The 13,030-nt window shown below is 68.2% G+C and carries 9 protein-coding genes; 6 read left to right on the top strand and 3 right to left on the bottom strand.

Features of this window, described 5'->3' with window-relative positions:
* Positions 1–50: 50 nt before the first annotated feature.
* A complete protein-coding gene (locus tag ACIP2X_RS06795) occupies positions 51–464 on the bottom strand; it encodes a hypothetical protein (RefSeq protein ID WP_401668400.1) in 414 nt (137 codons plus the stop codon).
* A gap of 234 nt (positions 465–698) precedes the next feature.
* Between ACIP2X_RS06795 and ACIP2X_RS06790 the strand changes: the two genes are divergently transcribed.
* Positions 699–1,100 (top strand): hypothetical protein, encoded by a 402-nt coding sequence (locus ACIP2X_RS06790; protein WP_401668398.1) that lies wholly within the window; start codon positions 699–701, stop codon positions 1,098–1,100.
* A 152-nt stretch (positions 1,101–1,252) separates the two neighbouring features.
* Here ACIP2X_RS06790 and ACIP2X_RS06785 read toward each other — a convergent pair whose 3' ends face one another.
* Positions 1,253–1,975, bottom strand: a complete 723-nt coding sequence (locus ACIP2X_RS06785; protein ID WP_401668396.1) for a right-handed parallel beta-helix repeat-containing protein — start codon at positions 1,973–1,975, stop codon at positions 1,253–1,255.
* 370 nt (positions 1,976–2,345) lie between these two features.
* On the opposite strand from ACIP2X_RS06785, the gene ACIP2X_RS06780 reads away from it, so the two are divergent.
* Positions 2,346–5,225, top strand: coding sequence for a BTAD domain-containing putative transcriptional regulator (locus tag ACIP2X_RS06780; RefSeq protein ID WP_401668394.1), 2,880 nt, complete (start codon positions 2,346–2,348; stop codon positions 5,223–5,225).
* 119 nt (positions 5,226–5,344) lie between these two features.
* Positions 5,345–5,962, top strand: coding sequence for a hypothetical protein (locus tag ACIP2X_RS06775; RefSeq protein ID WP_401668391.1), 618 nt, complete (start codon positions 5,345–5,347; stop codon positions 5,960–5,962).
* Positions 5,963–6,007: 45 nt separating this feature from the next.
* Here ACIP2X_RS06775 and ACIP2X_RS06770 read toward each other — a convergent pair whose 3' ends face one another.
* Positions 6,008–6,724, bottom strand: a complete 717-nt coding sequence (locus ACIP2X_RS06770) for an enoyl-CoA hydratase/isomerase family protein (RefSeq protein WP_401668389.1) — start codon at positions 6,722–6,724, stop codon at positions 6,008–6,010.
* A gap of 618 nt (positions 6,725–7,342) precedes the next feature.
* Here ACIP2X_RS06770 and ACIP2X_RS06765 point away from each other — a divergent pair.
* The 3 genes from ACIP2X_RS06765 to ACIP2X_RS06755 all read left to right on the top strand — a co-directional run bounded on the left by ACIP2X_RS06765 (position 7,343) and on the right by ACIP2X_RS06755 (position 13,026).
* Positions 7,343–10,399, top strand: coding sequence for a BTAD domain-containing putative transcriptional regulator (locus tag ACIP2X_RS06765; RefSeq protein ID WP_401668387.1), 3,057 nt, complete (start codon positions 7,343–7,345; stop codon positions 10,397–10,399).
* Between the two features lie 218 nt (positions 10,400–10,617).
* Positions 10,618–11,115, top strand: a complete 498-nt coding sequence (locus ACIP2X_RS06760) for a GNAT family N-acetyltransferase (RefSeq protein ID WP_401668385.1) — start codon at positions 10,618–10,620, stop codon at positions 11,113–11,115.
* A 288-nt stretch (positions 11,116–11,403) separates the two neighbouring features.
* Positions 11,404–13,026, top strand: coding sequence for a 4-hydroxyphenylacetate 3-hydroxylase N-terminal domain-containing protein (locus ACIP2X_RS06755; RefSeq protein WP_401668382.1), 1,623 nt, complete (start codon positions 11,404–11,406; stop codon positions 13,024–13,026).
* Positions 13,027–13,030 lie beyond the last annotated feature (4 nt).

Below are 13,030 nucleotides of genomic sequence, written 5' to 3'. Positions count from 1 at the left end.
GGGACACGTCACCGTGGGGTCGGGCGATCTGCGCGCGGTGGACCGACAGGTCACGGCCCGTAGCACTGCGGGACGCCGGGCAGCCAGTTGTCCGGGTGCGAGATGTAGTAGCTCGCCATCCACCCGTCGAAGCCCCGGGTCCGGTTGTCCACGAAGACCCAGTACGGGTTGCCGCCGACCGTCTCGCCCCGCGTCTGGCACGTCACTTCGAGCTGGTCGCCCGGCTGCGCCCTGCCCATCACCTGCGGGCAGTTGCCGGGCGAGGGGAACTCGGGACAGCGGAAGCCCGGGGCCGAGTCCTTGCGGACGTTCACATCCGTCGCCCAGGTGGTGAACACCGGCCCCGCGGAACGCTGTTCGGCAGACGCTTGGGCGGGCACGGCGCCCACCGTGATCGCGAGTGCGCACAACACCGCCGCCGCGCCGCCCAGTCGGACGCCGCGCCTCGCTGACTTGTTCAACATGTCGTCCCCTTCGCCCCGTTCTGGTGCCCGTCCCGGGCTCGTGGTCGGTCAGGTGCGTGGCCCGCACCACCGGGTGGACGAGCAGGCGCACCGCGCCGTATGAGGACGCGGCGAGGAGACATTCGCTGTCGGTACGGTCATACGCCGGGACGCCGAGTTCTGTCTGTGAGACGGAAACGGATGCCACCGGGCCGCTAACGACGAGCCCGGTTCCGGCCTGACGAGGAGCCCACCATGCTCAAGCGCAAAGCCCGTCTCACCGCCGCCGGTCTCGCGATCGGTTCCGCCTTCATGCTGTTCGGCGGGGCCGGCGCCTCCCAGGCAGCCCCCAGCGCCTCCGAGCGGGCTTCCCTCACCGTCCAGTCCTCTCCGATCCTGCAGCCGAACAGCAACATCAGGACCGGCCCCGGTACGTCGTACAGGATCCTCAACACGAGCGGGCCGGAGGGTGCCACCGGGGTGGTGAAGTGCTACGGGCGCGGTGAGCGCGTCACGGCCGGCGGTTACACCACGGACGTCTGGTACCAGGTCACTGTCCACTTCCCCGGACACACGTACTACTTCGTGTGGGCCTGGGGTGGCAACGTCAACGTCGGCGCCGACCCCGCCCCCGGCGTCGAGGTCTGCCCCTCCTGACGCCAGCGGTTCGACCAGCGCCGAGCGAGCCCGGCGGGACGCCGACCGTAGCCCCGGTCCGTCCCGCCCCCTCCTCCGCCGAACCCTGGGCGGACATCCGCCGTCCCCCTGACCTTCCCGGCCTCAGACTCCCCCGCCCTGGCGTCCGTCACCTACAGCTTGCTGTTGCCGCCCTTGTTGACGATGCTCGCCTTCTTGCAGTTGTTCCAGGTCAGCTTCAGGCCCGTGCTGCCTCCGCCCCTGCCGCCCCACTTGACGAGCGAGATCGCCTTGCCGCCGTAACCGCCGGCCTTGTACTTGTTGTTCTTGAAGATGTTGCCGCTTCCGCAGGTCTCGCCCTTGTCCAGGCGGCCCCACTCGCTGAACAGGCCGTACATCCCGGACCCGGTGAAGGTGTTTCCGCTGACGGTGTTGTTCTTGCTGCCGTCCCTGATCCGCACGGGGTCGCCGCTGATCGTCGAGAACTTGTTGCCGGTGATGCTGCTGCTCGACGTCTTGACCAGGTAGACGCCGTGCATGTTGCCGCCGTTGCGCAGGTTGGAGAAGGTGTTGTTCTTGATCACGATGCCTGAGGAGTTCTGGACGTGGACCCCGGCGTAGCCGGTGGAGCCGCTGAGGTTCGTGAACTGGTTGCCCGAGACGGTGACCTTCTTGACGTTCCTGAGCAGGATGGCGTTGTCGTGGCCGGAGAACTTCTTCCCACTGATGGTGAAGTTGCCGGGGCCGCCGTCGATGCAGAGCTGGTAGTCGCCCTTGGGGCAGGTGACCTGGCCGGGGTACTTGGCGGCGGCGACCGCTGATCCCGGCGCGGCCATGCCGGCCAGTGTCAGGGCGCCGCCTACGGCCGTCGCGGTGAGGGTACGACTGATACGCATGGGTCTCCTCCGTCACACGTGGCTGCTTCCTGCCGTCCGGCCGAAAGCTCTGACACCACTGTGCGCGGGAGGTCTTGGAGGAACCTTGAACCGGCGGCCGCCCTCGGGACCCGGCCCCGCACCGGGGGACGCGCGGTGGGCCAGGCCTCGAATTCCACCAATTGCGGTGGCGGTTGACGGATCACGAGCTCGAAGTCCGGTGCGGGCAGCTTGGAGACCGTTGCTGCCGGGCAGTCCTTGGTAGATCACGCCCGGTCGGGTCGCATCGCGTGCGCAACCGCGCGCCGGTATCCGCTGCCGGGCCGATCGTGGAACGTCTGGCCACCGCAAGTCGCCTCGTGGCGACCGCATGAGGGAGGAGGTCGAAAGAGTGCTGACCTTCGGCTTGCTCGGCACGATCGAGGCGCGCGTGGACGGCCGGCCGGTCGACGTGGGTCACATCCGCCAACGGTGTGTTCTGGCAGCCCTGCTCGTCGACGTCAACCGGGCGGTGCCGGTCGACGAGCTCGCCGGCCGGGTCTGGGGCGATCGTGCACCACAGCGCGCCAGGGACACGCTGTACGGATACCTTTCGCGATTACGGGGCGCGCTGGACCTGCCGGCGGATGTGCGGATCGTCCGGCAGCCCGGCGGTTACGTGCTGGAGGCGGACCCGCTGTGGATCGACGTCCACCTCTTTCGCGATCTGGTCTCTCGCGCCCGGACGGCAGGCGACGAACAGGCGGCGGAACTGATGCGGCAGGCGCTGGCGTTATGGCGGGGCGAGCCGTTCGCGACCGTGGACACGCCGTGGTTCGTCGATCTGCGCCAGGCACTGGAACGGGAACGGCTGTCGGCTCGGCTGGACGCCCACGACCTGGAACTGCGTCGAGGGGCGCACGGCGCGCTGCTGCCGGAGCTGACCGCCCTCGCCGGCGAGTATCCGCTGGACGAGCGGCTTGCCGGGCAGCTCATCCTGGCCCTGTACCGGGACGGCCGGCCCGGTGACGCGCTGGCCCACTACCAGACCGTCCGACGGCGGCTTGCCCAGGAACTGGGAGTCGACCCCTCGGCGCCACTCCAGCGACTGCACCAGGACATCCTGACCGGTGATGTGGCACTGGCCGTGCCGGACCGTCCCTCTGCTCCTCTCGGCGCCACGGCCTCTGTTCCGACACCGCGTCAGCTGCCGGCAGGCCCACGGTGGTTCTGCGGCCGGGACCAGGAACTGGCGGAACTCGACAAAGCCCTGGGGTCGTCCGGTACGTCGAGCGGGTCGGTGACCGTCGTCGCGATCGGGGGCAGCGCAGGGGTCGGCAAGACGCGCCTGGTCCTGCACTGGGCCCACCGCAACCTCGACCACTTCCCGGACGGCCAGTTGTACGTGGACCTGCGCGGCTTCAGCCCTTCGGGCGAGCCACCTCTGACACCGGCCGTGGCGGTCCGCGGCTTCCTCGACGCCTTGGGCGTTCCGTCCGAGGCTGTCCCCCTCGACGTCCCGGCGCAGACCGGCCTCTACCGGAGCATGGTCCAGGAGCGGCGCATGCTGATCGTGCTGGACAACGCCGCCGACGCCGAGCAGGCGGCCGCACTGCTGCCGGGCAGTGCCGGCTGTACGGTCCTGGTGACCAGCCGCAGACGGCTGGCCGGGTTGGCCGGCGGCTACGGGGCCAGGCTCCTGACACTCGACGTGCTGACCGGACCGGAGGCCCGAGACCTGCTCGCGGCCCTCGTCGGACACGACCGGACGGCGGCCGAGCCGGAAGCCGTGGCCGCTCTGCTGGACCACTGCGGCGGGCTGCCCCTGGCGATCAGCGTGGTCGGTGCCCGCGCGGCGGCCCAGCCGGGCTTTCCGCTCGCCGTGCTGGCCGAGGAGCTCACGGACGAATCGGCGCGACTGGACGCCCTGGACGCGGGTGATCTGACGGCCAGCGTACGTGCGGCCTTCACGGTGTCGTACCACGCCCTGACGGAAGCCGCCGCGGAGGTTTTCCGGCTCGTGGGCCTCGCCCCGGGACCGGATGTCGCGCAGGCCACCGTGGCCGGTCTCACCGCCCGGCCGCCGAGTGTCGTCCGCCTGTCGCTGCGGGAACTGGACACCGCCCACCTCGTACAGCAGACCGCGCCCGGCCGCTACCGCCTGCACGATCTCGCCCGGCTCTACGCCGTGGAACAAGCAGCGGTGGAACAAGCAACAGGGGCAAAGACAGCGGGAGATGAGGCAGCCCACGAAGCGGCCGGCGGCAGGGAGGAATCGCTGCGGAGGGGCGTGGTGGACTTCTACCTGCACACGGCACACCATGCGGCGCAGCGGCTCGATCCGCACCGCGATGCCGTCCGCCCGACGGCCGCCCTGCCCGGCGTGAAACCCCTCGTCCCGGCAGATCGAGACGCAGCCCTTGCCTGGTTCACCGCCGAACACCCCGTACTCCTCAACACGCTGGACCTGGCCGTCAGAACGGGTCTGGACGAGCACGCCTGGCACCTGGCACGGGCCCTTGAGACGTTCTTCGACTACCGCGGTCACTGGCACGACTGGGCCGCCACCCAGGATCTCGCCCTGCAAGCGGCACGCAGGCTGGGCAACGTCTCCTGGGAGGCCACCGCGCACCGCAGCCTCGGCAGCGTCCACACCCAGATGGGGAGCCTGGACGAGGGACGTAGTCACTTCCGCCGAGCCCTGGATCTCTTCGACGAACTCGGCGACCGCGTCAACCAGGCCCATTCCCACCGGGGTCTGGGCTGGGTGTGCGACGCAGAGGGCAACCAGCGGGACGCGCTCGAGCACGCCAAGCAGTCCCTGGTCCTGTACCAGCGTGCCGGGCACCGCAACGGGCAGGCGAAGGCGCTCAACAACGTCGGCTGGCTGCACATCACGCTCGGCAACTACCGCTCCGCACTTCAGTACTGCGCCCAGGCGGTCGCCCTCAACCAGGAGATCGGGGACCGGCACGGTGAGGCAGGGGCGTGGGACAGCCTCGGTTACGCGCATCATCACCTCACCGACCACGGGGACGCGCTTCGCTGCTACGAGCGTGCGCTGGAGCTGGTGCGTGGTTTCGGCGACCGCTACGGCGAGACGGAGATCCTCGGCCACCTCGGCGACACGCACGCCGCCGCGGGGGACGCTCACGCCGCCGGCCTCGCCTGGCACCGAGCTGCGGAGATCGCCGAAGAGATCGGGCATCCCGCCGCCACGGAACTGCGCGAAAAGCTGGGCACCGTCAGTGCGGGTGACGGCGTTGCCGGTGATCACACGCGGGAGACGTAGAGCTGATGTGAGGAGCGACGCCGCCGACCTCTTGTCGTCCTGACCAGGCAGCTCGTGTATGCGCAAGGCATCGATCCGTAGCGGCGAAACCGGTTGACGGGGTCGGCAGAATGTTCGGCATGGGCACGGACATAAGCGGCGTCATCGAGTATCGAGCGTCGCAGGACGGTCGGGAGGCAGCCTGGTACACCGCGCACGGCCTCGACCCCCTCAACAACACCCGCAACTATGATGCGTTCGGCTGCCTCTTCGGGGTCCGCAACTACGCCAACTTCCGTCCCCTCGCCGCATTCCGAGGGCTGCCCACCGACGCCTCGGTCACCTTGAGGACGCGGTTCGCGCAGCTGACCGAGTGGTACGGCGAGGACGGCTTTCACGGCACCACGTGGATCACGTGGGCTGAGGTGAAGGCGGTCGACTGGGACGAGCCTGCGGAGAAGCCCGACAGCCGGCTTCACGAGTATCGCCGGACTCCGAACGGGCTCAGGATGACAGGCAAGTCTTCTTGGAGTCCGGCGTTCGCCCAGGCTGTCGGTCTCGAAATGGGCGAAGTCCGGGAGTGGCCCGAGGGAAGTGAGTGGTTCGTCGGGGACACGCTCTACAGATCAGTCACCGTTCGCCGTAGAGACGCCGTCACCGACACCGGCGAGTGGCAGCCTGTCTGGAGGACCATGGAGGCACTCGCAGCACAGCACGGAGATGACGGCGTCCGGCTCGTCGTGTGGTTCGACGACTGAGCAAGTCGCTGCGACCTCACATCACTTGGCGCCGCAAAGAAGGCCTCAGTCGAACATCTCGACAAATCGTGACAGCGACGCGTCGAGTGCGTCGTCGTATGACATCGACGCGAACTCGTAGACGGAGCGCCGGCCAGGAGCTCCCGCATCGGCCGCCCTCAGCGCGTTGTCGAGCCACTCCTGAGCGACCACGGCTGCCCGGCCGGCCTCGACCACGGCCTGCACGAGACCTACCTCGCGGGCCCTATCGGCGGTGAAAGGCTCGCCGGAACCGATGTTCTCCATGGCACGGCGCGGCCCAATCCGATGAATGATGGGCACCTGCGCGATCATCGGCCACCTCCCGGCGTTGACCTCGAACGTGCCGATTCGCGCACTGTCCACGGCCACGGCGAAGTCGCAGGCCGCGACGAACGCGGCGCCCGCGGCGAGCGCGTCGCCGTTGACCGCAGCTGCGACCGGCACACCCAGACGAGGGAAGATCCGGAGGGCCTCCGTCAGCGTTTCGCCGAACAGAGCTGGATCTGCACCCGCTTTGATGGCAGCGACGTCGAGACCACCGCAGAAGCTCTCTCCTGCACCGGTGAGCAGAACGGCGCGGATGTCCGGGTCGTCGTCGCACTTTTGCAGGCGGGTACGGAGGTCGGTGAGGATGCCAGGATTCAGCAGGTTCTTCTCACCATGGTGAATGGTCAAGACGGCGGTGGCGCCGACCACTTCTTGCTCTACGTCGCCATTCCAGGCGTTGTCCGCACTGTTCATGATCCGATTCCTTTGACGTGAGGGCCAGTTCAAGCGGCGCAGCGTTCGATTCCTCCAGCCGGCGGGTCACTCCTTGTACGGAAAGTGCATCGGTACCGCTGAGGCCGCCGCAAGCTTGGCTAACGGTGGTTTCACAGAGGGCCTGTCGGGGCACCTCAGGCTTGGTAGCGGCAGGCATGGACTCGGTGGTCGAGCCCAGCGCAAGGGCAAAGTGATATGCGCACTACGGTGTCTTCGTCGCGATTAACGCCCCGCTAACACCCCTCAACTAAGGTTCACTTGGAGGCGAGCCAGTACGAGCCGGCTGCTAGGGCGACGACAGGCCGGTCCCGCTGCCCGTTACAGGAGTCCTGATTCGTCACGGGCGGCAGCGGCCCTGCCGTGCCGACTGCACTACGAAGACAGTCCCTCCTCGATGGGAGGGACGAGGTCGTCCAGACCGGCTGCCAAGCCTAGGTGGGTGTCGAGGCACGCGTGGCTCCGTCAACCAAGCTGGCGAGCACCGGTTGGCTTGATGCGCAGTCACCGGCACGACCCACCTCGGGCGGATTCTACTCTCCGGACGTCTGGCGCAAGCTTCCAGTTGAGCACTGAGGCGTAGGGAGGGCGCGACGAGCGATGGGTGACTACGGCCCCGATCGACCAACCGGCTCGAAGGCACCAGGTCGGCAGCAGGGCGCGATCATCAGGCGGAAGCTGGCGATGCCGGAGCCGTCGAAAGACATCGTCGTCCGCGAGAGGCTCAGCCGACGGCTGAGGCAGTTGCTCGACCGCCACACCGTGGTGAATGTGTTCGCGGCAGCCGGTGCCGGCAAGACCACGGCCGTGGCCATGGCTGTCGGTGACCTCGACAGGCCCGTTGCCTGGCTTTCCCTCGACGGTACGGAACAGGCCGCGGGCCGCCTGCTCGTCTACCTCGAGGCGGCAGTCGAGGGCACAGTGGCCGGCGCAGCCGGTGTGGCGTCCGATGCCCTGAGCAAGCGTCTTCACATCGGTGAGGCGGCCGGACTGCTGGCGGAAAGCCTCCAGGGAAGTCGGCTCACTCTCGTATGCGACAACGTGGAGCGCATAGCCACCGACGAGACCTGCGTCGCCGTACTGTCGTTCTTTGCGCGCTACCTCCCGTCCGGCGTGAACCTCGTCCTGATCTCGCGCGTCGACGTCCGACTCGACTGGGGGTCGACGAGCGAGCGTGACCGGGTGGGTGAGCTGGGCGAGGGCGCTCTCTCGTTCGACACCGAGGAAGCCGGCGCGGCCCTGCGAACCGTCGGCCGCGTCGACGTGAACCCGGCCCAGGCAGTGGCGGCGACAGGAGGCTGGGTCACTGGCGTCCTCTTCGAGGGCTGGCGTCATACGCAGTCTCACGAACCGGATCCCGACATGCTGAGGCCCTACGTCGCCGCCAATGTCTTCAACTCGCTCTCCCTGATTGAGAGAACGTTCCTCCTCCATACCGCTCTGCTGGACGAGGTCTCGCTCGAGAGCGCCCGCGCCATGGGGCAGGAGAACGCAGCACAGGTCATGGCGGGACTCCGCGCCCGGCATCTTCCGGTGACGTGGTCCCCTGACGGTTCGCGCATGACGCCGCACCCGGTGTTTCGCGACTTCCTGCTCGAGACCCTGGGAGGCGAAGACGCCACGACGCGCGACGCGCTCCATCGCAGGCACGCACAAGTGCTGATCGCCAACGGCGCACGCGAGGAAGCCGTCGACGAGCTGCTTCGGCTCGGGGACCTGGAGGCAGCCGGGCGGTTGGCCGCCGACGTCCTCCCAAGCCTCGTCGCGCGCATGGACTTTGCCCCGGCGGCGCGTTGGCTCGATGCTCTGGGTACGGCGGTCCACACCCCGACTCCGGAGATCGGATCCGTCGTCCTGCGCGTTGCTTTCGCACTGGAGCAGTGGGGTCGCGGAGTCGCGTTCATCGATCGGCACGGCTACGACTGGCTCCCAGAACTGGGGGCTCCCGACGCCGAGGAGTCCCGCGTCCTGGCTTGTTGGAGTCTCTGGCACTCCGGGCGGATCCAAGAAGCCCAGTTCGTTGCCCGGCAGCTGCCACCGGGTCGGAGCCGGCACATCGCCGACTCCTTGATCGCGGGCGCAACCGGCGACGAGCCGCCGCCCTTCCCGGAATACTCGACGATGCCCTCCGGTCCCCTCGACGGTCTGCTGATGCGCGTCGCCTTCTTCCGCGGTCGCCTCGACGCACTCGACGCACCGAGCTCGTTCGACCCGTGGCGCACCGTGCTCGGGGGCCCCTGGGCCGTCGCCGCCCTACGCGCCACCGGGCGCCTGGACGACGCGATGGCGATGTACGAGCCTCGCCGTGGATCGACTCAACCGGTCTGGCTGCATGCCGTCGACGCCGTCGATCTCATGCTTGACCTCGGCCGCGAGGACGAAGCCTGTGCATCCATCAAGCGAGGCAGACAGCTCATCGCGGCGACCGGCTCGAAGGTCTACCAGAACATGAGCCTTATCGCTGAAGCCAAGCTCTCGCTGCGGCTCAAGGGTGACACCCAGCATGCCGACCGTGTGCTGGCGGAGGCGACTGCCAGCGGAGCCTGCGAGTACGTCCTCACACGGGAGACGTGGCTGATGTGGTCGGGCCTGTCGCATCTGCTGCAGAACAAGGATGCCGAGGCGCACGAGTACCTCGCTGCATGCCTGCGGAGCATGCAGAAGGGAGACCGTCATCTCGATCTCCCGACGGTTGCCGTGTACCTGTCCGAGGCACAGTGGCGTCTCGGACTCGAGGACGAGTCCGACGCGACGGCCGACCTCGCGATGGCCACCGCCTCGACGGACGGAACCCAGCACTTGCTGCTCACAGCCCTGGCGGACGTGCCGTCGGTAGCGGCCCGAGCCGCGGACACGAAGTCCAGTCGCATGTCACCCTGGCACGAGATCCTCGCCGACCTGTCGGGCCAACATCGCGTACGCGTGAACGTCAGCACGCCCCGACTCGTGCTCGAGGAGTTCGGCGACCCGACCCTCACTGTCGACGGAAACAGGGCTCGGCCCCGGCTGACGAAGAGTGTCGAGCTCCTCAGCTACCTGCTCTGGGCACCCGACCGCAGGGCTACCCGTCAAGAGCTCCTCGGCGTGCTCTTCGGCGGCCGCAACGACGCCGCCTGTCGTAGCTATCTGCGGCAGGCACTCTTCCGGCTTCGCGAGGTGCTGCCCGACGACTTGGGTCCCGCCCAGGACGGCGATGTCTTTCACCTGGTCGGGCCGGCATGGGCCATGGGCTCGGCACAACGGGCGGTCGACCTCGTCGCCCAGGCCGGGAGACAGAATGGCGAGGTCCGTCTCCAGACCTTGTCGCACGCCCTCAGCATTGCTGAACGCGGGCCCTACTTGGCGCCGGCCTCAGGGGACTGGGTTGCCGAGCGTCGCGAAGTCCTGGCCGAGGCCTTCACCTCGGCTCGGGTCGACGCGGCCAAACTCGCGTACCGAATGAACCGATACCGTGAGGCAAAGGGACTGGCCGACCGCGTACTTCGCGACGATCCGTACCGCGAGCAGGCCTGGCAGCTCGCCATCAGACTGGCCCACGCCAGCGGCACCGACGACGCCGTACTCGCGCTCTACCAACGCTACGTCGCGCGCATGCGGGAACTCGGTGTGCCCCCGTCCGACGAGGTGCGCCGGCTCGTCATGCAGCTGCGCCGATAGCGGGCAGATTGCGGGCTCTAGGGGCCTCTTTCAGGAAGCCGTCGTCGCACGAGAACTCGTCCGAGGCGGCCGTGCCTGCCGGATCCGCACCGCCGACGCGGGCCTACGTGGTGCCCGTCCCCGGATCTGTGAACCTCTGCCGACCAGTGGCGCCGCACGGATGGTTGACCAGGTAACCGGTTGGAGCCGAGGAGCCTTCGCTGGCTACGCTTCCTGGCATGAATCCCGTGATCGACGTCCTGGCTGCTGCCGAGGTGGACTGCCTGGAGCCCCTGTGGGGGCAGCTCCTGGTCCACCACAGTCGGGAGGCGGCACACCTGACCGCTCTCGGCGCGGTTCGCTCGCCCGAGGACTCGTGGCGTCTGCGGCGGCGACAGTACCTCGAATGGCTGCAGGAGCCGCTCACCGCGGTACTGGTCGCTCGGGACGGGAATCACCTGCTCGGCTATGCGGTCGTGCGCGTTCTGGACGCCCCGGGGTCATGGCAGTGGGGAGACCAAGTCGGCGTGCTGGAAACCCTCGTGGTCGATGACGAGGCTCGCGGCGCCGGAGTCGGGCAGGCCCTTGTCAGGGCCGTGCGCGAGCGTCTCGCCGAGTCAGGTGTGCAGGTCATGAAGATCTCCGTTGTCGCGGGCAACGATGGCGCCCTGCGCTTCTACCAGCGGGAAGGCGCCGTCGACTTCGTGAAGACGCTGGTCATGCCCGTCTCGGAGTGACGGCGCGCACACCGGATCGGAGCCCGCAACGGCTGGGTGCGGAGTCCAAGTGCCGATAGGTGAGTCGGGGGCGAAGTTGGTCTTCGGTTCGGCGCGTGCGTTGCGGTACAGCCTCTCCCCATGCCAGCGGGTGCGCAGGCCTTTGCGTGGGCCGAGGAAAAGAGACCTCGCCGTCGCGCAGGAGCACCTTCATGAGCCGCAACCGTAGTTAAACGCCAAGCTAACACCGTCTCGCGGATGGTTAACGCCCTGGTCACGACGATGAGCCTCCCTGGAAGAACTGGAGGCATGACCATGAGGACCGGTTCGCAATACCTGGAATCTCTGCGTGACGGGCGCAACGTCATCATCGACGGTGAGCGCATCGAGGACGTCACGAAGCACCCTCTGACCCGCGGCTACGCCGAGCAGGCCGCACGTTTCTACGACATGCATCACGAGCCCGAGAACCAGGCCTCGCTGACCTTCGTCGACGAGGACGGCACGCGACGCCCGATCGGCTGGTTGTATCCGCGAGACCAGCAGGACCTCGAACGACGGCGCGACTACGCCAACCAGGTGATCCGCAGCTTCGGCGGCGGCGCGTTCGGCCGCCTCCCCCAGAGCAACAACGGCAACTGGTACGCCCTCGTCGACGACACCGCCCCTTGGGCCGAGCTGTCGAAGGACACTCCCCCGCACGTCGACCTCGCCCGCAACATCATCGCGGACTTCGAGACCAACCGCGACGCGGACCTCTGGACGGTCCCCCTGCTCAACGACGTCCAGCGCGACCGCTCGGACCCCACTGTGGCCGCACGCAACCCGATGCTCCGCGTCAAGGAGCGCAACGACGAAGGCATCGTGGTCGAGGGCTGGAAGGGCGTCTCCACCGCGGTCATCTTCGCCGACACGATTCTGCTCGGCAACATCGTGAAGCCCGGGACGGAACCGGAGCACATCATCTGGGCGAGCGTCCCCGTCAACCACCCCAACGTCACGCACGTGGGCCGCCGTTCCAACGCCACACCCGCCGACGCCGGCTTCGAGCGGCCGCTGTCGAGCCTCGGCGACGAGCTCGACTCCATGGCGTACTTCGACAACGTCCTCATCCCGTGGGAGCACATCTACCACCTGGGCGACGTCGATCACTCCCGGCTGTACGCGCAGCGCACGTTCGACTTCGAGCACGCCGACACCCTGCACCACATGATCGTCAACGCGGAGCTCATGACCGGTCTGGCGGTCCTCATCGCCCAGTCGACCGGAACCGCCCAGCACCCGGTCGTGGGATCCGACATCGCCGACCTCGTCCGCTTCCACGAGACGCTGCGCGCCTTCAGCATCGCCTCGGAGGCGACCGCGTTCGTGACGCCCAGGGGGCTGTGCAAGCCGAACAACATCTTCTACGACTTCGGCCGCGCGCACTACCTCGAGAACGTGAGCCGGCTGACGGAGAAGCTCGTGGAGATGTGCGGCCGCTCCGCGGTGCTGTCGCCGAGCGCGAAGGACTTCGAGGTTCCCGGTATCGGCACCAGGTTGCTGGAGATGTTCCACGGCACGACCTTGAGCGCGCACGACAGGGTGCGGCTCTTCAAGTTCGTCCAGGACCGGTTCCTCAGCGACTGGGCCGGCCGCTTCCGGTCCTTCGAGCGGTTCCAGGGCACGCCGTTGTTCCTCATCAAGCTGCTGACGATGCAGCGCATCTCGACCGACCCCGGCGGCACCATCACCGAACTGGCCCGCGAGGCGATCGGGCTCGGCACCGCCGAGGAGATGACCGCACGCGCCGTCGCCGAGCGGGAGGAGCTGTTCGGCTCCGTCGCGCCCGTCGCCACCAGGCCCGCCTCCGCCGGGGCGGCCGCCGCCAACCAGGGCTTCTCGCTGGACGACAAGGATCAGCCGGACTACATCAAGACCCAGGACGCATGACGGC

Origin of the sequence: Streptomyces sp. NPDC089424 (assembly GCF_044749345.1) — a bacterium.
In the GTDB taxonomy this organism is placed as follows: Bacteria; Actinomycetota; Actinomycetes; order Streptomycetales; family Streptomycetaceae; genus Streptomyces.
Note: the sequence above shows the minus strand (reverse complement) of the source record. Positions and strands in the feature narration are given on the sequence as shown.